We start from the raw sequence: 25,755 nt of genomic DNA, 5'->3' as shown, positions 1-25,755 counted from the left end.
CTATCCCTTCCTCAGTTGAGGAAGGGATATTTTTATGGGAAAGAAAGTCTAAGTTTTGGTATCCAGCTTCAGCACCTACCCCCTTGAGTCAAATAACCTTCCGCCTTAAAGGGAAAAATATCCTTTTAGTCGTAAGAACATTTGCTAGTCGGGGGTGAACAAGGCGCTTCCGCTTTTCTTTATGCTTTATCTGAAAAAAGTGTCCTGATTCCTCTAGGATTTGTTGCTTATTAGGGCGGTTGTTTGGTATCATCATTATATTGTGAGAAGTGTGCGAAATTTTGGAGGTGAAGTAGTTATGTCAAGAATAACAGAAGAACAAGTAAAGCATGTTGCGAACTTAGCGCGCTTACAGTTAAGTGAAGAAGAAGTAGAACTATTTACAAAGCAGTTAGACGACATCATTTCTTATGCAGAGCAGTTAAATGAATTAGATGTTGAAAATGTAGAACCAACAACACACGTACTCGATTTAAAAAATGTCCTTCGTGAAGATAAGTCCAGAAAATGGATCAGCCGCGAAGAAGCACTTAAAAATGCACCTGAAGAACAAGATGGTCAAGTGAAAGTACCATCCATTCTTGAGTAGGAGGAGGGATTTCTTATGTCATTATTTGATAAAAGCTTGGCTGACATTCACAGCCTTTTACATAAAAAAGAATTATCTGTTACTGATTTAGTAGATGAATCTTATAAACGAATTAGCGCAGTAGAAGATAAAGTACAAGCATTTACAGCATTAAATGAAGAAAAAGCTCGCAGTGCTGCAAAAAAGCTTGATGAAGCATTAGGTACAGATGAAGCGAGAGGACTTTTATTCGGATTACCAATCGGAGTAAAAGACAATATCGTTACAAAAGGCCTTACAACAACATGTTCAAGTCAGCTTCTTGCAAACTTCGAACCGCTTCATGACGCAACCGTTGTCCAGCAGCTTACGAAAGCAGAAACGATTACAATCGGTAAATTAAATATGGATGAATTCGCGATGGGGTCTTCAACAGAAAACTCCGGCTTTAAAAAGACACGCAATCCATGGAATACAGAATATGTACCAGGAGGATCAAGCGGTGGTTCAGCAGCTTCTGTAGCAGCAGGCGAAGTGTATTTCTCTCTTGGTTCTGATACAGGTGGTTCAATTCGTCAACCAGCTGCATTTTGTGGTGTTGTCGGATTAAAACCGACTTACGGACGTGTTTCTCGTTTTGGTCTTGTAGCATATGCGTCTTCATTAGATCAAATTGGTCCAATTACAACAACTGTTGAAGATAATGCGTATTTACTGCAGGCAATTTCTGGTTACGACAAAATGGATTCTACATCAGCAAACGTAGACGTACCTGATTATTTATCTTCTTTAACAGGCGATGTGAAAGGCTTAAAAATTGCCGTGCCAAAAGAATATTTAGCAGAAGGCGTTGCTGAAGATGTGAAAGCACGTGTAAGAGAAGCGTTAGACAAGCTTGAAAGCATGGGAGCGGTTTGGGAAGAAGTCTCACTTCCGCATACAAAATACGCGACAGCGGCTTATTATTTAATTGCCTCTTCAGAAGCATCAGCAAACCTTGCGCGTTTTGACGGCGTGCGTTACGGTGTGCGTGCTGAAAATGCTGAAAATCTTCTTGATCTTTATAAGAAAACAAGAAGTGAAGGCTTTGGTGATGAAGTCAAACGCCGTATTATGCTTGGTACGTTTGCATTAAGCTCTGGTTATTATGATGCTTACTATAAAAAAGCACAAAAAGTTCGTACATTAATTAAGCAGGACTTTGAAAAAGTATTTGAAAACTATGATGTGATTATCGGACCAACAACACCGACAACAGCGTTTAAAATCGGTGAAAAAACAGATGATCCGTTAACAATGTATGCGAACGATATTTTAACAATTCCTGTAAACCTTGCAGGTGTTCCAGCGATTTCTGTACCGTGCGGACTTGCAAACGGCTTACCTGTTGGATTACAAATTATCGGTAAACATTTTGATGAGCAAATGGTTTACCGTGTTGCACATGCATTTGAGCAAGAAACAGATTATCATAAAGCGAAACCAACGCTGTAAGGGGGGACAAGCAATGAATTTTGAAACAATTATTGGTTTAGAAGTACACGTTGAATTAAAAACAGAATCAAAAATTTTCTGCGGCTGCTCAACAAACTTTGGAGCACCACCAAATACGAATGTATGTCCAATTTGCTTAGGTCACCCTGGCGTACTGCCTGTCATGAACCGTCAAGCAGTGGACTTTGCAATGAAAGCAGCAATGGCGTTAAATTGTGAAATTGCAACAGATACGAAGTTTGACCGTAAAAACTATTTCTATCCAGATAATCCAAAAGCTTACCAAATTTCGCAATTTGATAAGCCAATCGGTGAAAACGGCTGGATTGAAATTGAAGTAAACGGCGAAAAGAAAAAAATCGGTATTACACGTCTTCATCTTGAAGAGGATGCTGGTAAATTAACGCATGCGGAAGACGGTGATTATTCATTAGTAGACTTTAACCGTCAAGGTACACCACTTGTAGAGATCGTTTCTGAGCCGGATATTCGCACACCTGAAGAAGCATATGCGTATCTTGAAAAGTTAAAAGCGATTATTCAATATACAGGTGTATCAGATTGTAAAATGGAAGAAGGTTCACTTCGCTGTGATGCGAACATTTCTCTTCGTCCTGTTGGTCAAGAAAAATTCGGTACGAAAGCAGAATTAAAAAACCTTAACTCGTTTACTTTTGTTCAAAAAGGATTAGAGCATGAAGAAAAACGTCAAGAAAAAGTACTTTTATCAGGCGGGGTTATTGAGCAGGAAACACGCCGCTATGATGAAGCAACAAAAACAACGCTGTTAATGCGTGTAAAGGAAGGTTCTGATGACTATCGTTACTTCCCAGAGCCGGATCTTGTAGCGCTTTATATTGATGAAGAATGGAAAGAGCGCGTTCGTTCTGAAATTCCTGAGCTTCCAGATGCACGCCGCAGCCGTTATGTAAATGAGCTTGGTTTACCAGCATATGATGCGATGGTATTAACGCAAACAAAAGAAATGTCTGACTTCTTTGAAGCAGCGATTGCGCAAAACGCAGATGCGAAACAAGCATCTAACTGGTTAATGGGTGAAGTATCTGCTTACTTAAATGCAAACGGTAAAGAAATTAATGACGTGCCGCTTACGCCAGAAGGATTAGCAAAAATGATTCAGTTAATCGAAAAAGGCACAATTTCATCTAAAATTGCGAAAAAAGTCTTTAAAGAAATGATTGAAAACGGCGGCGACCCGGAAACAATCGTTAAAGAAAAAGGCCTTGTCCAAATTTCAGATGAAGGTGAACTTCGTAAAATTGTTAATGGCATTTTAGACAATAATGAGCAATCGATTGAGGACTTTAAAAACGGAAAAGACCGCGCCTTTGGTTTCTTAGTTGGTCAAGCCATGAAAGAAACAAAAGGAAAAGCAAATCCGCAAATTGTAAACAAATTAATTCGCGAAGAACTTGAAAAACGCTAATGATCTTGAAGAGATTCCCACTTAAGGGAATCTCTTTTTGCTTTTCAAATAGGAATTTTTTCACTATAATCATAGTGTTGCCTAATGCTTTAAAAGAGGATGTTTATTCTTAAGTACCGTCGCAAATGGAAATAAGGAACGAACATTAATATGGAGTACGCAGGAAATAAATCACTGAATGGTTTCTTGCTGGTTTGTTATGTATAGGGAGTTTAGCTGAACGATATACTGTTAGAAGAAAAGACATTGTTTTTTTATAATTGATTGATTAATAAATAGGTAAGATTAAATAGTGATTATGAGAATAGGATGATGCAAGGTGAGACAACGCGCAAGATTGATTTATAATCCAACATCTGGCCGAGAACAAGTAAGACGACGCCTTCCATATATACTTGAGCGCTTAGAAGTAGCTGGTTATGAGGCATCTGCACATGCGACAACATGTGCAGGAAATGCAGCAGAAGAAGCGCGCCTTTCTGTTGAACGAGGATTTGACCTTATTATTGCTGCAGGGGGCGATGGAACGATTAATGAAGTTGTCCATGGACTAGCTGAGCAGCCTAACCGACCTAAGCTTGGTATTATTCCAGTTGGAACGACAAATGATTTTGCTCGTGCGTTAGCTATTCCAAGGACAATTGAAAAAGCATGTGATGTTATTTGTGATGGCTATGAAATGCCGATTGATATTGGAAAAGTAAATGATCATTATTTTATTAATATTGCCGGCGGTGGGAAGCTAACAGAGCTGACGTATGAAGTACCAAGCAAGTTAAAGACAATGCTTGGACAGCTTGCTTATTATTTAAAAGGCATGGAAATGCTGCCGTCAATTCGTCCGACAAATGTCCGCATTGAGTATGATGGAAAGCTTTTTGAAGGCGAGATTATGTTATTTTTAGTATCTAATACAAATTCAGTCGGTGGGTTTGAGAAATTAGCGCCAACTGCGATATTAAATGATGGAATGTTTGATTTAGTTATTTTAAAGAAAACCAATTTAGCAGAATTTATTCGTATTGCTGGTCAAGCACTGCGTGGAGAACATTTAAATGATCCTCATATTATTTATACAAAAGCAAGCCGTGTAAAAGTGCATACAGAAGAAAAAATGCAGCTGAATTTAGACGGTGAATATGGTGGACTTCTTCCAGGGGAATTTCAAAATCTTTACCGTCATATCAATATGCTTGTTCCAAAAGAAAAAGTAGACCAACACAATGAAAAGCAGACTTCATAAAAGTCTGCTTTGATTTTTGCTCTAAAATAACGTTATGATAAGTTATAGAAAAACAGTTTGTAGTGAAAGGTGAAACAGAATGGGAAAATCAAAACAGGAATTACCTGTTCAAAAAAATGATATTGTCGAAGTAGAATTTCAAGATCTCACCCATGATGGTGCTGGGGTTGCGAAAGTAAATGGTTATACATTGTTTGTGCCGTACGGTTTACCAGGCGAAAAAGCAAAGGTAAAAGTTATTGGAACAAAAAAAGGGTATGGATTTGGGCGGCTTGTTGAAATGATTGAAGAAAGTGAGGCGCGTATTGAACCTCTTTGTCCGATTTATAAGCAGTGCGGTGGCTGTCAGCTTCAGCATCTTTCTTATGAAGGACAGCTTCAATATAAGCAAAACAGTGTCAAAGAAGTGTTAGCACGTATTGGTGGATTGGAAAATGTTAGAGTTCATCCAGTTCTAGGAATGAACGAGCCGTGGCGATACCGAAATAAAGCACAAGTACCTGTTGGTGAAGGAGGAGGCGGACTCGTGGCAGGTTTTTATCAGCAGCGCAGTCACCGTATTATTGATATGAAAGAATGCCTTATTCAAGCTTCAGAAAATGATACAGTTGTACAAACGGTAAAAGAAATTGCCGCAAAATACGGTATTCGTGCGTATGATGAAAAATCCCACCGCGGCACGCTGCGTCATATTGTCGCAAAGTACGGTCAAAATACAGGCGACATTATGATTGTGCTAATTACAAAGCAAAAAGATTTACCAAACCGTAAAAATCTTATTCATGACATTAAAGAGCAAATTCCAAACGTGAAATCAATTGTGCAGAACATTAATCCGAAGCGCACAAATGTGATTTTTGGTGATGAAACGCGTGTTCTTTGGGGAAGCCCATACATTTATGACACAATTGGTGACATTCAGTTCGCAATTTCCGCACGTTCTTTTTATCAAGTAAATCCGGTCCAAACGAAAGTGCTGTATGATAAAGCTCTCGAATACGCCAATTTAACGGGTACGGAAAATGTCATTGATGCTTACTGCGGCATCGGAACGATTTCATTGTTTCTCGCGCAAAAAGCAAAAAGTGTGTACGGCGTTGAAATTGTTCCTGAAGCGATTGAAGACGCAAAACGAAATGCAGAGCTTAATCACATTAAGAATGTCGAATTTGCGGTAGGAGAAGCGGAAACTATTATCCCGAACTGGTATGAAGAAGGAATTAAAGCAGATGTCATGGTCGTTGATCCACCAAGAAAAGGCTGTGATGAAAAACTGCTTCAAACGATGTTGGACATGAAGCCAAAGCGTGTTGTTTACGTATCCTGCAACCCGGCAACACTTGCCCGGGATTTAAAGGTACTTGAAGAAGGCGGATATAAGACACAGGAAGTACAGCCGGTTGATATGTTTCCTCATACAACACATGTAGAAAATGTTGCGGTATTAAAGCTTAATATGTAGGTGCATACAAGGTTTTTGTAAATGTGAAAAATGAATAAACAGGTTAATTTTATAAATAACAAAAATGTCAGTTTCCTTAGTTGAGGCTGGCATTTTATTAAATTGATTGAGAAGAGCTGCGGACTATAGTGATGTTGAAGTTGTTTCAATTGTTGTATTAAAATAGACAGAAATGATATTGGAGGTTTTAAAATGGATAATAACGATATATTAATTCGATTAAGATATGCACTTGATATAAAAAATTCAGATATGGTAGAGATATTTCATTTGGGCGGTGCAGAAGTGACATTAGCTGACATACCAAAGATTCTCACGAAAACAGAGTCTGATGAAGCTGAAAATCAAATAAAATGTAATAACATTATGTTAGATTCATTCTTAAATGGGTTTATTACTTTTAAAAGAGGAAAACAAGATCCAAAACCAGGACAACCTAATACACCAGAATCATTTTTAAAGAAAAGTCCAAACGTTAATAATGTCCTATTAAAGAAGGTTAAAATAGCCCTGTCGTTAACAACGGAAGATATGCTGGATATATTTGGCGAGGGGGGAATTAATGTTTCAAAAGGAGAACTTGGCGCGTTGTTAAGAAAAGAAGGTCATAAGAATTATAAAGAGTGTGGAGATAATTTTGCAAGGAGATTCCTAAAAGGGTTAGCTGTAAAATACAGAGGATAAAAGAAATAATCATACAGGTGAAAAGATGATACATACCTATGCGGGCAAGACAATACGTCTTGAGATAAAGTACAAAAAGCGAACATCAATAGGCATTATGATAGATCACTATGGAAATGTTGAAGTTCATGCTCCAAAAGGAACACCAGATGAAAGAGTACTTCAATTAATAGAGGAAAAATGGGGTCTGATTCAGCAGAAGTTAAATGAAATGAAGGATAGAATGCGCGGTAAACAGGAAAAGGTTTATGAGCATGGGGAAAGCTTTCTATTTTTAGGAAACACCTATCCGATAAAGATCATTCAAGATATTAATATCGAGCAGGACAATGTAGTGATTGAAGGAGAGCATTTACATATACATGTGAAGCAGATTGAAGATGAAAAAATAAAACAAGCTTTAAAACGATTTTATTATCAGCAGTGTAAAGCATTAGTGGAGAAGAGAATTCGGTACTATCAAAGCCACTTTAAAGTAAAGCCCCGTTCGATCAAAATATCTGATAGTAAAACTGCCTGGGGAACTTGTGATTCAAAACTGCAGCTAACATTTAATTGGAGATTGGCAATGGCGCCACTTCATGTGATCGACTACGTAGTTGTTCATGAAATGTGCCACATGGTCCATTTGAATCACGACAGATCCTTCTGGCGGCTTGTTGGAAAAATAATGCCTGACTATAAAGAACAGGAAAATTGGTTAGCATTATCAAGATGGAAAATGACTGTATAGTAACAGGTTCTGGAATCACCATATGATGCAAGTTAAAGCTGTCGCAAAGTTAGTCTTAAAAGAGCAGGAACCAATTAAGGTTTCCTGCTTTTTTATTTATGTCTGTTCCATATGAAAAGGTCTATTAAAATATCCTTTTTTCAGGGAGGTTTCATAGTTTTACAGCCTATTTATAGAAAAATAACAATAATAAGGATATATGAATTATACAACCCTTACTTTAAAGAATATGATACAGCATATTAGTGGGAATAAGTTATTTTTGCAACATATATCGTTGTTATTTATACATCTATTAAATCTATCAAAAAGGGAGGGGGAACCTTATTGAATAATAAAGTAATCGTTACAGGCGGCGCAGGATTTATCGGAAGCCACCTTACAGAGCATTTACTAAGTGAAGGATATGAAGTTCATGTTATTGATAATTTCGATCCTTTTTACCCTCGAGAAATAAAAGAACAAAATATTGCTGCACAACTTGATCATAAAAATTACTTTTTATATGAAAAAGATATTTGTAACGAAATTGAAGTAAGAAAAATTTTTGAAGAAGTAAAACCAAGCATGGTTGTTCATCTTGCTGCAAAAGCTGGTGTCCGTCCATCCATCCAGCAATCTCGAGAATATGCAAAAGTTAATATAATCGGAACTCTTCATATGCTTCAGGCTTCAGCTGATTATGGTGTGAAAAAATTTATTTTTGCCTCTTCAAGCTCTGTATACGGATTAAATGAACAAGTGCCATTTAAAGAAGAGCAGCCTCTTCTATACATTGCTTCTCCATATGGTGCTACAAAAGCTGCTGGGGAAGTTCTATGTAAAAGTTATAGTCATTGCTTTAAGTTGCCAGTTATTGCGCTAAGGTTTTTTACGGTATATGGTCCTAGACAGCGTCCAGATTTGGCGATTCATAAGTTTGCAGCCAAGTTATTAAATGGAGAGGAAATTGAGCTATATGGAGATGGGTTATCAAGTAGAGACTACACATATGTTTCTGATATTGTCCAAGGGATAGATAAAGCGATCCATTATAGGATAAATGGCTATGAGGTTTTTAACTTAGGAAATGATCGGCCTATACAGCTCATTGATCTAATAGATAGGATAGAAAAAACATTTAACCTCCAGTTTTCGAAAAAATGGATGTCTAATCAAATAGGAGATGTTCCGCAAACTTGGGCTGATTTAACTAAGATTAAAAAGATAGGATATGTTCCAGAAATTGAATTAGATGAGGGGTTACGGCGGTTTGCATCATGGTTTAAAAAAACTAGGAAAGGATAATTTTAAATGGTTAATGATAAAAATGATAGAGTCATAGAACCATGGGAAACAGAAGAAATGACAGATGAGTTTTTTGTTCCTGATTATATCATTGAATATGCTAAAAAAGTGTTAACTCACTATGACTTAAAGGTGAGTCATATGGAAGTGATTACGACCAAAGCTGATAAAGGGGGATTAATCTGGAAGATTGAGACGAACAAAGGGCCAAAAAGTTTAAAACTCTTACATCGAAGACCTACACGCAGTTTATTTAGTCTAGGCGCACAAGAATATTTAGTGGATGTAAAAAAAGCTAGAGTTCCTCCTATCGTTAAAACAAAAGATGGAATGAATTATGTGGAAGCAGGAAATAAGCTTTGGTTTATTGCTGAGTGGATTACGCCCCTTGCACCGGTAACTAAGGATTTGGAAGGAGCCAAACAGCTTTGCTATGCGTTGGGGGAGTTTCATAAGTTAAGTAAAGGTTATGTTCCTCCTAAGAAAGGTGAAACAGCCTCAAGACTATATAAATGGGAAAAAAGCTATGAGAAAACAATTATAAAAATGGATTGGTTTCGAAACATTGCCATTGCTTATCCAGAGATGAGTGCTAGTTCTGACGTATTAAAGGTTATTGATTATTTTGAAGAACATGCTAAACAAGGTCTTGAGCGCCTAAAACAATCTAAGTATGAGGAATTGACCAAACTCGGAAATGCTGCATGGGGTCTTGTTCACCAAGATTATGGATGGTCTAATGGCCAAATGGGTAAGAATGGGATGTGGATTATTGACCTAGATGGTGTGGCATTTGACCTTCCTATCCGTGACTTACGGAAACTAATCACTGGAACAATGGCGGATTTATTCAAATGGGATGTGGATTGGGTTAGAGAAATGATTAAATCTTATCATGAGGCGAATCCAATTTCTCCTGAATTATATGAAATTTTATGGATTGATTTGGCGATGCCAAATGAATTTTACAAAAACGTAAAAGAAATGGTGTATGAGCCTGAAGTATTTTTAAATGATGAGACGAAACAACTTATTCAAACCATTTATGAAATTGACAAAACAAAATGGCCTGTATTAGAGAAAATTAAAAATGACTGGAAAGGAGTGAAATCCAAGTGAAGGTTTTAATGATATGTACGGAAAAGCTCCCTATTCCCGCTGTCTTAGGTGGAGCGATCCAAACCTATATCGAAGGAGCACTTCCGCAATTAAGTAAACATCATGATATAACGGTGTTAGGAATTAGTGAACCTTCACTTCCAGACAAAGAAACTGTGGATGGTGTAAAGTATGTACGGATTCCTGGTAAAGTATTTGAGATTTATCGCGATGGCGTTGTTGAATTTGTACAACACAATCAATATGATTTAATCCACATTTTCAATCGTCCTCGATTAGTTTTACCTGTAAGAGAAGCGGCCCCAAACGCAAAAATCACACTAAGCATGCATAATGATATGTTTCATCAACCTAAAATTGATCCAGAAGAAGCCGTAAAAGTTCTGGAAGAAACGGCAAAAATTGCTACTGTTAGTCATTATGTAGGTAATACGATTAAAAAGTTGTTCCCACAAGCTGAAGGCAAGCTAAAAACGATTTACTCTGGCGTTGATCATAATCGATTTTTACCAGGCACTCACTCGAACATGAAAAGTATTCGAGATAAACTTCGAAGAGAACATGGTTTAAATGGAAAAACAGTCATTATGTTTGCCGGCAGACTATCAAGAAATAAAGGCGCAGATCGCTTAGTAAGAGCAATGAATGAACTTTCCAAAAAGCATAAAAACTTGGCATTAGTCTTAGTGGGAAGCAAGTGGTTTAGTCAAAATGATGTAACAGATTTTGTTGCATATGTACGGGCATTAGCTAAACGATCAGCTATCCCTGTTGTAACGACAGGTTTTGTATCACCTTATAAAATGCAAGAATGGTACGGGGCATCTGATTTATTCGTATGTACGTCAATATGGCAGGAGCCGTTAGCTCGTGTTCACTTTGAGGCAATGGCAGCAGGATTACCGATTGTGACAACAAATCGGGGAGGAAACGCAGAAGCTATTATTCCTGGAGAAAATGGCTTAATTGTAGAAACACCGGAAGATCCTAACGAGTTTGCTGATCGTATTTCAAAAATCTTATCAAGCTCCTCCTTAATGAAGAAAATGGGTCAAAAAGGAAGAGAACTTGCCATTTCTAAATATAATTGGGATCGAGTTGCAGGCGAAATATTAGAGCTGTGGGAAGATGCTTTTCATACTAAAGATCTTAATATAGAAAATAAAGAAGATAAATCTGCTCTTAACTCCCCTGAAGATAAAATGGATAACGAAAAACAGGAAGAGACACCTTCACACGATGATACAATTGCTAATAATGAAAACAAAGAAGAGATTTCTGCAGATGATAATACAGATTCTAATAATGAACAATCTGATCTAGAAATTGATGAAACAAATTTAGAAGGCGATGAAACAGATTTAGAAATTGTTCAAGTTACCGTACCTAATGACGAAAGAACAGTTAAGTTAAAAGAAGGTCTAGAAGTAAATAAAAAAAGAAAGAGCAGGAGAGAAAAGAAAGGATCACATAAGAAAGAATCAACATATAAAAGAGAAAAAGAATTGAAGTATGACAAAATGAAAAAAAGAAAGAGAAGGAAATACTAGAAAGAATCTATACGTTTGTACTAGTCCATCAAAAAATATGTAGAAAATGATGCGGTGTTAGAATAAAGATTATAATTGCTTGAAAACTCGGCAAGCAGTTGAAGTATAACTGCTTGCCGAGTTTTTCTAAGTTTCAGACAAATAGCAGTGGGACATGTAAAAAGCTGTAACGTATATTCCTCTTTTTAATTCTCATACTAAATAAAAAGGAGGGATATTTTATTTATGGCAAAGAGAAGCGGTAAAACGAATGCAGATCAAAAGAACAAACAAGGATTTGACTCAAGTAAAACCGATTCAGAATTCTCTAAAGAACTCGGCAGTGCAGCGGCCAATCGAGCGCATAAAGAAAAGGCTAAAAAACAAAAGTCATCCAAAAACCAAGGAGAATGGAAAGGGATGCATTAATTTCTTTTTATAATTCTCAGTAATAGCAAGAAAAGCCCGTAAAATGGGCTTTTCAAAGGTGATAAAAATGTTGCAATAAATATATATTTAAACATTATTTGCTTTTTAAAGTTTTACCTGTTATCCTTAGGAGGAATTATTTTTGTTCGGTCTGTAAGGAAAGAGTAAGCATTTAAACTTTTCGCCTTTGATATCTAACTTGAGCAATGATAGTAATAAATTGTGGACAAGATCCACCTAGGAGGAAACAAACATGCAGCAAGGTACAGTAAAATGGTTTAACGCAGAAAAAGGTTTCGGTTTTATCGAAGTTGAAGGTGGAGAAGATGTATTCGTACATTTCTCAGCTATCCAAGGCGAAGGGTTTAAATCTTTAGACGAAGGCCAAAAAGTTACATTTGACACTGAACAAGGTCAACGCGGACTTCAAGCTACTAACGTAAACAAAGCGTAATGATTAAAGGACTCTCTGTTAGAGAGTCCTTTTTTTGTGGGAAAATAAACTAGTTAATCAATAAATTAAAAGAAAATGAGGTGAACACATTGTACCTTACTGTAAAGGAAACTGCTGAATATCTAGACCTTTCCGAATCATATATCGAGCGTTTAATCCAAGAAAAGCGGATACGCACGGTTTACGATGGGGAGCAGCATTTAATTAATAAAGAACAGTTTAATACACATCTTGAGCAGTTGGAAAAGTATAAAGAATTAGTGGAAGAGCTGCTTAATGAGCCAATTCCTGAAGACTGGGATGCTAAGGATGAAGATTGACTCTTAAAAGATATATAAATACTTGCTGTAATAATGGGTACTTATCGGACACCCCCTATTTTTTTTATTTTATAGATTTCTAATTCTACAAACTAATACTAGTTCTGCGATATAAGCAATATACTTATACATCTTTAAAAATTTTTGTACAATTAAGAAAATATGAAGTATAGATTAGGTTGTTTTTTATAATAAAGGGGGAAGGTGCATGTATCGAAAAGAATGCTATGTTTTTGATCAAAATCAACCTATTCCGGCAGTTGTGAGAAACTATGAAGAAAAAGATTTCTCTGAATTAATTAACGTTCAGCAGGAATGCTTTCCGCCGCCATTTCCATCTGAGTTATGGTGGAACAAAGAACAGCTTCATAATCATGTAACATTGTTTCGAGAAGGTGCATTATGTATGGAAGTAAACGGAAAAATTGCCGGCTCAATGACGGGATTATTAGTTCAATATAAACCATCTGACCCCGATCATACATGGGAAGAAATAACCGATAATGGCTATATTCGAAATCATGATCATAATGGAAATACACTATATGTTGTTGACATTAGCGTGCGTCCTTCGTATCGTAAATTAGGTTTAGGAAAATTGTTGATGCAGTCGATGTATGATGTTGTTATTCATAAACGGTTAGAACGGTTGTTAGGCGGCGGACGGATGCCAGGTTATCATAAAAGAGCAGATAAAATAACAGCAGAACAATATCTTCAAGAGATTGTCGAAGGGAAAAGTAAGGATCCTGTGATTACTTTTTTACTTCGCTGCGGTCGTACTCCTGTTAAAGCAGCGGCTAATTATTTAGAAGACCAAGAATCGTGTAATTATGGTGCATTAATGGAATGGAAAAACCCGTTTTACATAAACGTCAGTCATAACGACTGAATGGCTTTTTACAGAAAGCATGAAAAGCTTATTTTTTTAGAGTATAAAAAAGAGCAGCTGAACATATAGTTGGCTGCTCTTTTTGGTGTTCGACGTATTTAATTTGTAAACTAACTGTTAATCTGTGCCTTTACAATCACAAGACGGCATACCGGGGACGCTGCCGCTTGATGGAGAAAGTCTTTTTTGGCGGCATTGTTCTTCAAGAGCAGATATTAAAAGCTCTTTTACAGCGATTGATTCAGGTGTTTCAAATGTTGGATTGGCTAAGTTTTTTTCTTCAAGCGGATCGGCTGTTAAATTATACAATTCAAATTGATCAGGAACCGGACATGTTTTTGTTTTCGTTATACAAAGCGAACATGTTGTCGTTTCGTTTGTACTTTCTGCTGAAGTTTGGGTAACGACGCTGTCTTCACAGCCAGGATTACTCCAAAACTGTGGATTATCATAATAACGAGTCAGCTTCCAAATTTCTTTTTCCTTGTTTTTACCTGTTGGAAGAGTGGTAATGATCGATTCCAAGTGATTTGGTTGGACCACTGATTCATAAGGCTCCCCAGTGACACTAACTTGATTTAATCCTCGCGTAAAATCATCATCACTCATAAAATAAAGCGGTTCATTTGCGCGGAAAAAGTTTTCTGTACCAAGTAATAAGGGGATAAGGTTACGTCCAACTAACGGATGGACTTCTGTATGGCTGCTGCGCAGTTTTTCTTGTGTCTTTTTCACGTTAATTCCAGCTAATCCTAACATTGTAGGCAGAACATCAACATGACTTGTCAGCATATCTGTACTTTGACGTCCTGAGAAAAGCTTCGGATTATGAATGATGAGGGGAACATGAATCGATTCTTCATAAGCATTGTACCATTTTTGAAATAACCCACCGTGAGCACCTAATAATTCACCATGGTCAGATAGGAAAATAACGATTGTATCTTCATAAAAGATCGAATTTTTAAGTGCTGTAAATACCTTTAGCATTTCTTGATCAGCTTGTTTTTGCAGAGAATAATACAGTTGGCGATAAAATAAACTGTTCCTTAAAGGCTGCAGGGCTTTTGGATAAACTTCACGATAGCTTTGCTGTGCCGTAGGTTTCGTCCCTAAAGACTCTTTAGCGGTTGGCGCTTTGGGGATAAAAGGAAGAGATGGATCCACTTTGAAATTAAACAATGGACTAAGCTCTGAAAAAGCGCCGAATAAGGCAATATCATGGGGGTTAACAAATGAACACATCATAAGCCAAGGTGCTGTGTGAGAAGTTTTTGCTTCTTTTTCAAGTGCCTCAATTAATTCAACGGCTTGGGCGGAATAGACGGCATCTCGGCCGCTTATGCCGATTGCTGCTGAAGAACCAGAATTTCGAGGAGAGGAACCATGCGGCTCCGGCCCAATCCATTCAGAAAAACCAAATGCTTTTAGGCGGTTGGCATGAAGATAAATTTGTTCTTTTTCTTGATCAGGAATCCCTGTATCCGTGTAGCTTGGGAACGCATTATTTGTTCCGGGAATAATAATATCTTCATCAGAAGCGTGCCATTTTCCTTTCCAAAAAGTACGATATCCCGCGGTCCGAAAATAATCACCGAATGTCGGAACACTGTTTGGGTCAAGCCAAAACATATCAGGATCAAAAGCGCTCTTTGCGGCACCACTCGTTTGCGTAACACCGTGAAGAGAAGGATATTGACCTGTATAAAGAGTTGCTCTGCTTGGAGAACAAGCTGTACTTCCTGCGTAATGATTGTTAAATTTAAAGCCGTTTTGACGCAAAAGTTCTTGTGCAAGCAAATGCTCCTTGCGCCATTTTTTTAACTCTTTATTTTCATACACAGATGGAAATCGTTGTTGATCAACCATAAGAATAAGAAAATTTGGTTTTTCCTTGAAAAAGTGATGAGGAGATTTAGAGTGCGAGTCTTCTTTTACCATTATTTTCCTTCCTTCTTAACGCTAAGTGGATGAAGGGAAAGTAAGCGGAAGTCTAGTAAAAAATAGGTTTATTATCTTTTACTAGACGGTTACCTATCAGCATCATCCTTCTAATAAGGTATGTTGCCGCTTCTTAAAACGTTTAGGCGCGTTAAAATGGGCTGTGTTTTCGAAAGTGCTTCTTTTCTTTATCGAACCACTGATTAAGCTGTCTCATATATTACAGTAGATGAAAGTGGGGAGGGGAATTATGTATATTAAAAGAACGTTAAAAGTAGACCAACTGACTAATAATGATAAAGCGGCTAAATTTAAATTTATTGATGATCGAAATGACTGTTCTTTAAATATAAATATTGTGGGTGTAATCGGTAATGTAGGTGTTGACTTTGTTGATTTAATAAAAGACGATCATACGGTCGTTACGATATTAACAGAGCGAATTAAGAAAATAAAGTGGATTGATAACAATTGTCGTCGTTTTTGTTCACGCTGCCGTGGCTTTGACTGCAGCTGTTTCGACTGCCATGATGACTGCAGGAAAGGGTGCCGTAAAGTTTGTAGATGTGAGGAGAAAAAGGATCATCACTCTAAAAAGAGATGCACATGTTTCTTTGATCATGTGATCCCTTTTTGTGATGAACGCATCGAACTTCGGTTAGCAGGATTAACAGACAGCGTGAACTTTGAGCTGTTTCGTCATATCGGCTGTAAAGTAAAGCTGGAGCTCTGTTAACATGTGAAAGCGCATGAAACAGCAAAGCTATCTTTTCATCAAAAGATGGCTTTGCTGTTTTGTAGAGCATTAGTCTTCAATTTCGATAAAGCAAATTTCATCAAAGTCGATTCCTCGTTTTTCTTTATCGACCTTTAATTCAATTGACTGTTTCTTTACCTCTACTAATGTTCCATCAATTTCAAATTCTTCTGTATCGGTTTTCACATAAACAAAGCAGCCGACAAAACTTTCTAGAAACATATTTAAAGAAAGACCGAAAAATAAATTAAGAAGAAAGGGACTTTTGGCGACAACTTCTCCAAATTGAAACGTGATTGCTCTTCTTAAACATGTATCAATCTTAAGGAGTTCTTGGTCCATCTTTAAGCGAGCTGAATCATTTCGATGTTTAACAGCTAAAATTCGTTCAAACGGAATAAGTGAAAAAGTAACTTTTTTATCTATAATTATAAAATCCAATCCTGTATCTAACACTGTACCTTTTATGCTTTCAATTTTCTCATTGCATTTAAAGGTTACGATTACTTGATGTCCTTTTAAGTTTCGGAAGCTTTGCTGAAGAAATTTTAAGTTATCTTCCTCTCTTTCTAAGGCAAGCGTAAGAAGCAGCTGGTTGGCTTCCTCAATACACTCATTTAATTTTTCTAAATCTTCTGGTGAAAGTGAACTGTTTGGTGATGAGAATTTTGGCTGCGGCAGCTGCTCTGGACATTTAAAGGGAGAACAAAAGCGATCATCATCTATACAGGCAGGGACAAATTCGGGACAGCAAAATTCTGATTTGAAGCGCTTTGAATCACTTTTTTTCATCTTACTGTCTTTTTTAGTTTTACGATTAATCGTTGACACTCCTTTCTTATGTCATATTCCTACTATATGGTTAAAGAAGGCTTCTGGTAACGGACATCGATAAGATCGTTTGCAAACTTTTTCTGTTTTTTCTGTTTAGGTTGTTACATTATTTGTAAAGAACCTTTAATTTTAGGATGAATAGGACAAGTGCCTTGTATCATAATTGTTTAAATGACGGTTATGTTGTGAGGTGATTGTAAATGGTCATGCAATATATTGGCTTCTTTTTATACGGAAACATCGTAATAATGGGGATTGCTTATATGTATCTTTTTCAAACAAGAAAACTAATTGGTTTTCAATTAGGAATGAATATTGCTAATATGGCTGGAGGTTTTTTTGCGGTTGCAGCAGGAGTGCTGTTAATTTATCAATTTCCATTAAAATTTGTCACTGTTACAATTGTAACAACACTGTGCGGAATGATAGTTGGAGCGCTTTTTGGAGGATTATTTGACTATCAAACGCTCTTAACGGGTTATGCGAATGGTTTAATGATGGGAATTATGGCTCCAATGGTTGGGGCTGCCGCACAAAATAGTATTCCTTTTCTAATAATGATAGAGCTTATTTTTGTTTCTTCTCTGTTTCTCTTCATTTTGTCAGCCAAACATACATAAAGATAGGAGGGAATACAGGGATTATGCTGTTCTTTCTTGGTGGGACTTTCATTATCAATCTGCTCATTTTTGTTATTGCGTATAAAGTGCTTTATAACAAAAGAAAATTGTTCAGCGATCGCTACGGAATGGTGATGGCGATGTGCACGAGCGGTATTTTAAGCTTAAATATTGGAATGAGCATTGAATTTTTATTTTTCAATTCTTTATCTCTTAATGCGTGGTTTGCTGCTGTTATCGGAGGGGCAATCGGAATCTGTTTTGGTTCACTCGTTAAATTTCAATCATTGTTGTCCGGCTTTTTTCATGGTGTGGTTGGCAGTATGATGGGAATCATGCTTGGAGCGATCGTTAAAAACCCAGCTTTATGCAGTTTGCCTGCTTCTTATTTAATGAGTGTAAATGAAAACATCTTTATATTTAGTCTATTTGGCACGGTGCTCGTTATAATGACTTTTTGTTTAGTATATTACTCCTTAATTGTATAAAAAAGCGCTCTTATTAGAAGGGAGTGAAAGGAGTGGGGAAGCCATAAAAAAGCGAACAGAAAAGAAAATTCGGTTGAAAGAATATGTAAAAACTTTATTAGAAAGCCGACAGCGAGAATCGATAAAAGAAGATATTATTAATGAAATGAATAATAGAAGCGGCAGTGAATTTATTTCGCCAACAACATCGACGACTACTGAAGATACAAGATTATTAATGGAATACATGGACCGCGCAAATTTATTTAATATTTCAAAAGGAGATGAAACGAGGGGAAAACTGTTAAAGCTGAGAAAATTTTTAAAAGCTAAGCGAAATCAGCAGGTTGAAGTTTATTCAAAAATTGGAAATGATCCTATCTATACAGAAGGAAAAGTAAGCGCGGTTGGGCGGGACTTTGTGATGCTAACTAACTTAAAAGAACGAATTTGGATTCCATATTCAGCTGTAGAATCAGCGAACATCCCGTATGGCATCCCAAACTATTCAAATACACATCAGCACTTTATTTATGATAATAATTTACGAAAAAAGCTGCTGCAAAATTTTGGAGAGACAGTTTCAAAGCGAGATCTTTTAAAACAGCAGTTTTTTGAAGAAACATTACAAACAAATTTAGATTCTTGGCGTGAAACGTGGATAGAAGTTCACCTTAATGAACATCAGAAAAAAATTGGGAAAATAATTTGTTCAAAAAATAAAAAGCTTACATTGAATATGGTTGGGAAAGAGGAAGCCATTGTATTAAAAGAGGTTAAGTATATTGCAACCCTTCGTTTACTAAGTATTATTACACATGTTTTTAAACATTTATCAATGAATAGAAGGTAATTTAAAAGTTCGCACTCGATAAGAGAGTTAATAAATATTCAAAACAATGATTAAAGATAACGAGAAAGGGGGAGGCGGTTTTATGTCAAATGAAAAAATGGAAAAGCAAAAACGTAAAAAAGAGATGGATTTAAATGAAATGGAAATTGAAGATGAATTGTTCAGGGAACTGCAGAAGATGATTGGAGAAAATATTTTAATTGTCACAGAGTCTGATCAGTTAAATATATTTGGTCAAACATTTCGACCAGTATTTTGCGGCACAATTAGAGAGGTGTCCCAAGGGCATCTTACCTTATTTCCGGTCAATATTAAACTTGTAAATGCCCCATTTTTCCAATTTCCAACCCCACTAAGCTTTCCGCTTGAAAAAATTGCTCATTTTACATCTAATTTTGATTGTAATGAAAGAATCCCGCTTACGTAGTACTACTCTATCAAAATCAACATAAAGGGGGAAATCAAATAGTGAGGTTTAACAGCGGCTTTCCTCAAATAAATTTACCTTCTATTAATGATATTCATGATGAAGCACTTATTGTGACATTTAGAGAGGCAGTAGGAAAAAAGGTTCTTATTATTACTCCCTCGTTTCCCTACGTTTTTATCGGGAGAATTATCGAAATGGTTGAAGATTTCGTTGTTGTTGATGTCAATGTAACGATTGTATCAGAATTAGAAAACCGGATATGGAAAATTCATGTACACCGAATTGAGGCCTTTTATATTGAACGTAAAGGTCAGCCGAAAATCCCTGATCTTAAGGATGATTTTTAGAAAGAAGGAGGGAGAGGCGAATGAAACGGTTTTATCATGTCGTTGCGATCCCGATTCGAATTGTGTTGAATAATTTTGGTGATCATGATGAAGAAGGACTTATGTACGTTTTAAAGGAAAACGAAAGCAAAGTAAAAGAACAAGTTCGTAAAAGTCCGTTTACACCTGTTGATTTAGTGCAGCCGCTTTGTATTCGCGCAAATGTTGATGATGATGTTGAAATATTATTTGAAAATCAAACACACCTTCCGGCCGGGATGCACTTTCAAGAAGCCGACTATGATGTGTTAACATCGGACGGCGCAAATGTTGGCTTTAATCCAAATACACTTGTCAAACCGGGTGAGCAAATTCTTTATAAATTAGGAGTGAATCATGAAGGTGTTTATCTTTTTACCGACCTAGGAAATCCTGACAGCAGTGATTGCGGTTCTAATATTAACGGTTTGTTTGGCTGTATTTTTGTGCATAGTCGAGGCTCTTGGTGGACGGATCCTGTAACGGGAGAACCAATTAACAGCGGTGTATTTGCTGATATTCATCATCCTTTTTTACCTTCATTTCGCGAGTATGGATGGATTTTCCATGATGAAATGCCGGCTAAGGATATAACCGGAAACCGACCGTTAGATCCCGTTACAAATCAGGAAAGGGAATCGACTCATGCGATTAATTATCGCTATGAACCTGTTCAAAACAGGCAAAAATTAATTCAAGAAGGGGTTGTCTGCCCGGACTGTGAAGGCGAAGAAGTTCACCATGACTCTTGGGCGTTTGGTGATCCGGCTACCCCGATATTGCGGGGATATAAGGGTGATCCAGCGAAAGTAAGGCTTGTTCATGCTGGTGTAAAAGAAACTCATGTTTTTCACTATCATGTTCATCAGTGGTTTAAAGATCCTACTAATACAGAGTCTGAAATTATTGATGCCCAATCAACAAGTCCACAAACGTGGTATACGGTTGAACCGCTCTACGGTTTAGGGTCCCTGCATGGAGCAATTGGAGATGTAATTATTCACTGTCACTTATACCCACACTTTGCGGTTGGGATGTGGGGAATAAATCGTATTTTTAATACGCTTCAAGATGGAAGCCAGTGTTATCCAAATGGGGTACCAATTAAGCCACTCCAGCCTTTACCTGACCGTCCTTGTCCACCAAAGCCGACAAAAGAGCGACCGGGCTTTCCAAATTTTATCCCCGGAAAAGTTGGCTGTAAAGCACCGCGTCCGCCGCTTGGAATTGTTGGGGGGCGTGAACTGACTGAATTAGAAAAAAATGCGGCCGTTCCTAATGTTAGACCTGGAGCTGTTTTTGCAGATCCGTGTCGTGTTGCTGAAGACCCAGTTGTGAAGGAGTTTAATATCTCGCTTATTCAGCTTCCAATCGTTTATAACCGTCAAGGATGGAACGATCCAAAAGGCAGGATTTATGTTCTTGATGAAGATATTGAAGATGTGTTAGCAGGTAAAAAAGAACCAGAGCCGCTCATTATTCACACTCCAGCAGATACTTGTCTGAGAATCAACTTTACAAACCGTCTTCCAGAAGTAGCAGGCGGCGATGCATTTCAGCTTGTAACAAGAACATATGAAGCGGCACTGCACATTCACTTCGTTAAATTCGATGTATTGGTATGTGACGGGGCAAATGTTGGCTGGAACTATGATTCAAGTGTTTTACCTGGAGAAACGATTCGCTACGAATATTTTGCTGATGTGGAGTTAAAAGCATGGTTTTTCCATGATCATTTGTTTGCCAACTTCCATCAGCAGCACGGTGTGTTTGGCGCAGGGGTTATTCATCCACGTTTTTCAAAATTTCTTGATTCAAAAACAGGAGAAGAGGTGGATCATGGCACACAAATTACCGTTACACAGCCGCTCATTCCAGACTACAGAGATTTTGTGTTAATGGTTCAAGATTTTTCACTTCTTTTTGATAAAAACGGTTGTCCACTAAATCCCCCGGAATTTCCGGGCTCTCAAGATGATCCCGGTTTATTCGGTGTCAATTATAAAAATGAACCGCTTCAGTTTCGTTTAGGTAAAGACGATGATCCTGCTTATTCGTTTAGTTCGTTTGTAAATGGTGATCCTATTACTCCAATCTTACTTTGCTATGAAGGAGATCCAATTCGTGTTCGATTGCTGCAGGGTGCCCATGAAGAATCACACAGCTTTAATATTCACGGTCTTCGCTGGAAAGCAGAGCATCCAGACGCAGAAACAAAGTTTAAGTCCCAGCAGCATATTGGCATTTCCGAGTCGTTTACATTTGAAATGACAGTTCCTTTCTCAGGAGATTATTTATGGACTTTTGAAACGGAAGAAGATCTTTGGAATGGATTGTGGGGATTAATTCGGGCCTTTAATCAAGAAGTTGATTTTCTCATTCCACTTAATGATCGACAGCCGCCTCCAAAGCGAACAAAGCCGCTCCCGGAGAAAACTGGGAAGCCGCCAGCCCCTGCTGAAATTATTGAAGTTCCAGCCCCTCCTAACGCACCAGTCAAACGTTTTGACATTATCGCCTTTCATACACCGATTGTATACAGCAAATGGGGCGAAAAAGATCCATTTGGTATTGTGTTTACTTTAAAAGAAGATATGAATGATATTCTTTCTGGTAAGAAAAATCCTGAGCCGCTTATTATTCGTGCCAATCAAGGAGACGTTGTTGAGGTTCACTTAACGAGTATGCTCGAATTTGGTAAATTTCCGTTTCCAGACGGCATATGGCCGTATCCACCTGTCAAAGAACAAGCCTTTTACCCTCCTTCTGTGCGAATCTCACTACATCCGCAGTTAATTCAATATGATGTAAAATCTTCGTCTGGGGAAACGGTTGGATTTAATCCTGATCAAACAGTTGGACCTGGAGAAACCATTACGTATAAATGGTTTGTTGATGTGGAAGTTGGCGCTTGCGGGATGTGGGATATGGCTGATATCCGAAATCATAGATCACTTGGGACATTTGGAGCCTTCATCGCAGAGCCTCGAGGAACTGAAGTTTTAGATCCACAAACATTAAAGCCGGTAAGGACAGGGGCAAATGTTGTCTTAAGAACACCTTTTGTCCCTGATACGAGAGAATTTGTACTTGTCATGTATGATGGTGCAAGATTAGTTGATAAAAACGGAAAACTTATCGTTGACCCTGTGGATGGTATTTTAGGGGGAGTCGATCCTGAAGAACTTGATGATCTTGTTGATACGTATGATAACGGTTCAAGAGGCTTTAATTATCGAACAGAGCAGTTAATTAATCGATTACGTCAGCACCCCGTATTAAAAGATTTATTTAGTTCAAAAGTATTTGGTGATCCCTCCACACCGGTTTTTGAAGCATATCCGGGAGATCCAATTACCATTCGACTTGTGAATCCATCTGAACGCCGCCGCAGTCATACGTTCCATTTACATGGTCACTATTGGAATACAGATGATAAGGACATTGTTTCACAAGTAAAGTCCATAGAAGGAGAAATCGTTGCAGGGCATGCGGTTGATTTACAGCTTCATTACGGGGCAGGAAGCTTTTATAATTTTCCTGGCGATTATATGTACCGTTCCGGCAACATCCGCTGGGATATTGAGCAGGGGATGTGGGGAATACTCCGTGTGCATAAAAACCGCCAAAAAAATCTTCCGCCATTAAAGAATAAAAAGCGAATAGAATGAGAGTTTTTAAGACTTTGTAACAAGGTGTGAAAATAAATGGGCAAAAGATCTGTATTACTTTTTCTAGTTATTAGTTTCATTGGATTTGTCATCGTGTATTGGTTCTGGCCGCACAATGAAAAATTGCCGATCTTGGATAAAGTCGATGCTTTTCAGTTAGAAGATGTTCATGGAGAAACCTATCAATTAAATAATGGAAAAATAAAATTAATCACCTTTTTTTACACGAACTGTCCAGACATTTGTCCGTTAACAATGATGGATTTTAAAGAGCTGCAAAGCGAGCTAAAAGAAGAGGGGTTATTTGGAGAGAAAGTAGAACTAGTTGCCATTTCATTTGATCCGGAAAATGATCAGCAGCAAACCATTAAGCAATATGCTAAATCATTTCAAACAGATCTATCGGGATGGAAGTGGTTAAGAGGCACCCCAGAAGAAACAAAGCAAATTGCAGGAGGATTACAAATGCAGTATCAAAAATTGGAAGGCGATTTTTTCTCGCATTCTACAACAATGTATTTACTTGATCAACATAACAACATTCGTGCTATTTACAGTATGGCTAATGCGAATAAGCCGATTGAAAAGAAGGATATTTTAGAAGATATTTTTTTCTTAGCTGATCATTTCTAAAAAATAATGGCCTGTACAGATTTAGCAAACCATTACCATTAAACTGGTAATGGTTTTTTATAGGCAGCATAGCACATAATTTTTATATTCTTATCCTGTAGTTTTATCTTAAGAAATTATTGAAAACCTGCTAATGTTTTTGCAAATTGAAAAGGTGTTGTTCGAATTTTAGATAATGTTTTATAGTCTTTTAATACCCTTAAACTCTTACAACCATAAACGCCGCTGTTTACTTCAAGAATCCAAGGCTTTTGATGTTCATCAATAATAATATCAATGGCAAAATCGCCAAACTGACCTAATTCATTATCAATCGTTTCACAAATTTCTCGACAAGCTTGAATTGCTTTATTCATCATTTTATTAGCTGCTGCTTCCTCAACATTAAAGAGAAGCTGCAGTGCTTGTGTTCCTTTATACAGTTTATCTAGATGTTTAAAATTAGTAACAATGCTTTTTTGCTGTGCAAATCTTCCTACTGCTCCTTGGCAAATCCACTGTTTTGTTTGATCTTTTTGAAAATAAAGTCGGAAGTCTACTTGGTGCTCTTTATAGAGCGTGACAATGGCTTGCTGAACAAGATATCCGCTTTTTCTTGTAAGAATCTTATTAAAATATAGCGCTGCCGTTTTTTTTGACGTAAAAAACCTTTCTTTCTTTTCTTTATTAATAACAAGGATACCATTGTCCTTCCTTTTAACGAATAAAATACCATTTCCCTGCATGCCTTCTATCGGCTTCACATAAACTTTGTCATATTTGTAAACCATCTCTTCTAAATCTTCTATGGATCGAAAAACTTTTGTGTGGGGTAAAAGATTTTTTGTTTTGTTATTTAATGAACATACATTCCAGAAGTCAAGCTTATTAAAATAATTCGTATTAAAAATTCGATTTCCTAATGCTGATTTTAAGCTTTGCTGAATATTAAGAGGTGTTTTGATCTTTTTATATAAAGAATCGGGATAAGGGAATATCTCTTTTTTCCAACGATTTTTTGGTGTCTTTGCTGAGGGGTTATAATAATAGCCGATCATTGTTTCGTTGTTTATGTTAACACTATCGATTGCACATACAAAAATAAGTCCGCGAATGGAAGTGTAATTCTTGAAATAAGAACGATACTGCTCCAATTTTTTTACAGTTAAATCTTGCAGCCTGTTTTGAGCCATAAACGCAATAATAGGACCAATATGAAGGGTATTTTCTTCAACTCGTATTTCATAGGAGAAGTCGTCTGGAAGTTGAAAAGGCATATCGTTTTTTGCTAAACCAACAATATGGGCAGGGATATGTCTATTTGTTTTAATGATAAATTCCTTTGACCAGTTTCCAATTTTAATGGTTAATGTATTTGTTTCTAAAGCATACGTTTTAATAAATTTAGTTGATAAGTAGACTTTTGGTTTTCTTAGCATTGCATTTTCTGTACTGACTAATGTGCCGGATTGTTCTCTTGATTGATCATAAATATACTTAATCTTAATCATTGTTTCGTCCTCCACTTATTCACACAATTAATA

25 protein-coding genes are annotated in these 25,755 nt (G+C 37.1%); 22 read left to right on the top strand and 3 right to left on the bottom strand.

Annotated elements, in window-relative coordinates; all coding sequences use genetic code 11:
* Positions 1-298 precede the first annotated feature (298 nt).
* From gatC to DS031_RS04930, 14 genes are all read left to right on the top strand, one after another.
* Complete coding sequence (gatC, locus tag DS031_RS04995) at positions 299-589, top strand: Asp-tRNA(Asn)/Glu-tRNA(Gln) amidotransferase subunit GatC (protein WP_113804821.1); 291 nt, start codon at positions 299-301, stop codon at positions 587-589.
* A gap of 15 nt (positions 590-604) precedes the next feature.
* A complete protein-coding gene (gene gatA, locus DS031_RS04990) occupies positions 605-2,062 on the top strand; it encodes an Asp-tRNA(Asn)/Glu-tRNA(Gln) amidotransferase subunit GatA (protein WP_113804820.1) in 1,458 nt (485 codons plus the stop codon).
* Between the two features lie 13 nt (positions 2,063-2,075).
* On the top strand, positions 2,076-3,509 hold the full coding sequence (gene gatB, locus DS031_RS04985) for an Asp-tRNA(Asn)/Glu-tRNA(Gln) amidotransferase subunit GatB (protein ID WP_113804819.1): 1,434 nt from the start codon (positions 2,076-2,078) through the stop codon (positions 3,507-3,509).
* Between the two features lie 319 nt (positions 3,510-3,828).
* Complete coding sequence (locus DS031_RS04980) at positions 3,829-4,752, top strand: diacylglycerol kinase (RefSeq protein ID WP_113804818.1); 924 nt, start codon at positions 3,829-3,831, stop codon at positions 4,750-4,752.
* A gap of 79 nt (positions 4,753-4,831) precedes the next feature.
* Complete coding sequence (gene rlmD / locus DS031_RS04975; RefSeq protein ID WP_113804817.1) at positions 4,832-6,214, top strand: 23S rRNA (uracil(1939)-C(5))-methyltransferase RlmD; 1,383 nt, start codon at positions 4,832-4,834, stop codon at positions 6,212-6,214.
* Between the two features lie 192 nt (positions 6,215-6,406).
* Positions 6,407-6,898, top strand: coding sequence for a YehS family protein (locus DS031_RS04970; RefSeq protein ID WP_113804816.1), 492 nt, complete (start codon positions 6,407-6,409; stop codon positions 6,896-6,898).
* Between the two features lie 25 nt (positions 6,899-6,923).
* Positions 6,924-7,631 (top strand): M48 family metallopeptidase, encoded by a 708-nt coding sequence (locus DS031_RS04965; protein WP_113804815.1) that lies wholly within the window; start codon positions 6,924-6,926, stop codon positions 7,629-7,631.
* Between the two features lie 327 nt (positions 7,632-7,958).
* Entirely contained in the window at positions 7,959-8,918 is a 960-nt protein-coding gene (locus tag DS031_RS04960) for an SDR family NAD(P)-dependent oxidoreductase (protein ID WP_113804814.1), read from the top strand.
* Positions 8,919-8,924: 6 nt separating this feature from the next.
* Positions 8,925-10,037 carry a CotS family spore coat protein gene (locus DS031_RS04955; RefSeq protein ID WP_113804813.1) on the top strand — a complete coding sequence of 371 codons (1,113 nt, stop codon included), beginning with the start codon at positions 8,925-8,927 and terminating at the stop codon, positions 10,035-10,037.
* Positions 10,034-11,587, top strand: a complete 1,554-nt coding sequence (locus DS031_RS04950; protein WP_113804812.1) for a glycosyltransferase family 4 protein — start codon at positions 10,034-10,036, stop codon at positions 11,585-11,587. The genes DS031_RS04955 and DS031_RS04950 overlap by 4 nt, the downstream gene beginning before the upstream one ends.
* 225 nt (positions 11,588-11,812) lie before the next feature.
* Entirely contained in the window at positions 11,813-11,995 is a 183-nt protein-coding gene (locus DS031_RS04945) for a hypothetical protein (RefSeq protein ID WP_113804811.1), read from the top strand.
* 253 nt (positions 11,996-12,248) lie between these two features.
* Entirely contained in the window at positions 12,249-12,449 is a 201-nt protein-coding gene (locus DS031_RS04940; protein WP_078550080.1) for a cold-shock protein, read from the top strand.
* 89 nt (positions 12,450-12,538) lie between these two features.
* A complete protein-coding gene (locus DS031_RS04935) occupies positions 12,539-12,769 on the top strand; it encodes an excisionase family DNA-binding protein (protein ID WP_113804810.1) in 231 nt (76 codons plus the stop codon).
* Positions 12,770-12,977: 208 nt separating this feature from the next.
* Entirely contained in the window at positions 12,978-13,661 is a 684-nt protein-coding gene (locus DS031_RS04930; RefSeq protein WP_113804809.1) for a GNAT family N-acetyltransferase, read from the top strand.
* A gap of 117 nt (positions 13,662-13,778) precedes the next feature.
* On the opposite strand, the gene DS031_RS04925 is transcribed toward DS031_RS04930, so the two are convergent.
* Entirely contained in the window at positions 13,779-15,602 is a 1,824-nt protein-coding gene (locus DS031_RS04925) for a sulfatase family protein (protein ID WP_113804808.1), read from the bottom strand.
* 250 nt (positions 15,603-15,852) lie between these two features.
* Between DS031_RS04925 and DS031_RS04920 the strand changes: the two genes are divergently transcribed.
* A complete protein-coding gene (locus tag DS031_RS04920; protein WP_113804807.1) occupies positions 15,853-16,338 on the top strand; it encodes a hypothetical protein in 486 nt (161 codons plus the stop codon).
* 69 nt (positions 16,339-16,407) lie between these two features.
* On the opposite strand, the gene DS031_RS04915 is transcribed toward DS031_RS04920, so the two are convergent.
* Positions 16,408-17,151: a hypothetical protein gene (locus DS031_RS04915; RefSeq protein WP_113804806.1), complete on the bottom strand. Its 744-nt coding sequence runs from the start codon at positions 17,149-17,151 to the stop codon at positions 16,408-16,410.
* A 242-nt stretch (positions 17,152-17,393) separates the two neighbouring features.
* On the opposite strand from DS031_RS04915, the gene DS031_RS04910 reads away from it, so the two are divergent.
* The 7 genes from DS031_RS04910 to DS031_RS04880 all read left to right on the top strand — a co-directional run bounded on the left by DS031_RS04910 (position 17,394) and on the right by DS031_RS04880 (position 24,232).
* Complete coding sequence (locus tag DS031_RS04910; protein WP_245947220.1) at positions 17,394-17,813, top strand: hypothetical protein; 420 nt, start codon at positions 17,394-17,396, stop codon at positions 17,811-17,813.
* A 23-nt stretch (positions 17,814-17,836) separates the two neighbouring features.
* Complete coding sequence (locus tag DS031_RS04905; protein WP_113804805.1) at positions 17,837-18,301, top strand: hypothetical protein; 465 nt, start codon at positions 17,837-17,839, stop codon at positions 18,299-18,301.
* Between the two features lie 73 nt (positions 18,302-18,374).
* Positions 18,375-19,133, top strand: coding sequence for a hypothetical protein (locus tag DS031_RS04900; RefSeq protein WP_245947218.1), 759 nt, complete (start codon positions 18,375-18,377; stop codon positions 19,131-19,133).
* An 82-nt stretch (positions 19,134-19,215) separates the two neighbouring features.
* Entirely contained in the window at positions 19,216-19,560 is a 345-nt protein-coding gene (locus DS031_RS04895) for a hypothetical protein (protein ID WP_245947216.1), read from the top strand.
* Between the two features lie 41 nt (positions 19,561-19,601).
* Entirely contained in the window at positions 19,602-19,910 is a 309-nt protein-coding gene (locus tag DS031_RS04890) for a hypothetical protein (RefSeq protein ID WP_113804804.1), read from the top strand.
* Between the two features lie 20 nt (positions 19,911-19,930).
* Complete coding sequence (locus tag DS031_RS04885) at positions 19,931-23,599, top strand: cupredoxin domain-containing protein (RefSeq protein ID WP_113804803.1); 3,669 nt, start codon at positions 19,931-19,933, stop codon at positions 23,597-23,599.
* Between the two features lie 36 nt (positions 23,600-23,635).
* Positions 23,636-24,232, top strand: coding sequence for an SCO family protein (locus DS031_RS04880; RefSeq protein WP_113804802.1), 597 nt, complete (start codon positions 23,636-23,638; stop codon positions 24,230-24,232).
* 116 nt (positions 24,233-24,348) lie between these two features.
* Here DS031_RS04880 and DS031_RS04875 read toward each other — a convergent pair whose 3' ends face one another.
* Positions 24,349-25,722, bottom strand: a complete 1,374-nt coding sequence (locus tag DS031_RS04875; protein ID WP_113804801.1) for a YheC/YheD family endospore coat-associated protein — start codon at positions 25,720-25,722, stop codon at positions 24,349-24,351.
* Positions 25,723-25,755 lie beyond the last annotated feature (33 nt).

Source organism: Bacillus taeanensis, from assembly GCF_003318295.1.
Lineage (GTDB): Bacteria > Bacillota > Bacilli > Bacillales > UBA6769 > Maribacillus > Maribacillus taeanensis.
This window is presented reverse-complemented; position numbering and strand designations above follow the sequence as displayed.

Coding starts and splice junctions, on each gene's coding strand:
- DS031_RS04910 (WP_245947220.1), top strand. CDS start 17,394: ATGGTCATGCAATATATTGGCTTCTTTTTATACGGAAACATCGTAATA.
- DS031_RS04915 (WP_113804806.1), bottom strand. CDS start 17,151: ATGAAAAAAAGTGATTCAAAGCGCTTCAAATCAGAATTTTGCTGTCCC.
- DS031_RS04945 (WP_113804811.1), top strand. CDS start 11,813: ATGGCAAAGAGAAGCGGTAAAACGAATGCAGATCAAAAGAACAAACAA.
- rlmD (WP_113804817.1), top strand. CDS start 4,832: ATGGGAAAATCAAAACAGGAATTACCTGTTCAAAAAAATGATATTGTC.
- DS031_RS04885 (WP_113804803.1), top strand. CDS start 19,931: ATGAAACGGTTTTATCATGTCGTTGCGATCCCGATTCGAATTGTGTTG.
- DS031_RS04880 (WP_113804802.1), top strand. CDS start 23,636: ATGGGCAAAAGATCTGTATTACTTTTTCTAGTTATTAGTTTCATTGGA.
- DS031_RS04920 (WP_113804807.1), top strand. CDS start 15,853: ATGTATATTAAAAGAACGTTAAAAGTAGACCAACTGACTAATAATGAT.
- gatA (WP_113804820.1), top strand. CDS start 605: ATGTCATTATTTGATAAAAGCTTGGCTGACATTCACAGCCTTTTACAT.
- DS031_RS04970 (WP_113804816.1), top strand. CDS start 6,407: ATGGATAATAACGATATATTAATTCGATTAAGATATGCACTTGATATA.
- DS031_RS04965 (WP_113804815.1), top strand. CDS start 6,924: ATGATACATACCTATGCGGGCAAGACAATACGTCTTGAGATAAAGTAC.
- DS031_RS04940 (WP_078550080.1), top strand. CDS start 12,249: ATGCAGCAAGGTACAGTAAAATGGTTTAACGCAGAAAAAGGTTTCGGT.
- DS031_RS04895 (WP_245947216.1), top strand. CDS start 19,216: ATGTCAAATGAAAAAATGGAAAAGCAAAAACGTAAAAAAGAGATGGAT.
- gatC (WP_113804821.1), top strand. CDS start 299: ATGTCAAGAATAACAGAAGAACAAGTAAAGCATGTTGCGAACTTAGCG.
- gatB (WP_113804819.1), top strand. CDS start 2,076: ATGAATTTTGAAACAATTATTGGTTTAGAAGTACACGTTGAATTAAAA.
- DS031_RS04955 (WP_113804813.1), top strand. CDS start 8,925: ATGGTTAATGATAAAAATGATAGAGTCATAGAACCATGGGAAACAGAA.
- DS031_RS04905 (WP_113804805.1), top strand. CDS start 17,837: ATGCTGTTCTTTCTTGGTGGGACTTTCATTATCAATCTGCTCATTTTT.
- DS031_RS04930 (WP_113804809.1), top strand. CDS start 12,978: ATGTATCGAAAAGAATGCTATGTTTTTGATCAAAATCAACCTATTCCG.
- DS031_RS04925 (WP_113804808.1), bottom strand. CDS start 15,602: ATGGTAAAAGAAGACTCGCACTCTAAATCTCCTCATCACTTTTTCAAG.
- DS031_RS04875 (WP_113804801.1), bottom strand. CDS start 25,722: ATGATTAAGATTAAGTATATTTATGATCAATCAAGAGAACAATCCGGC.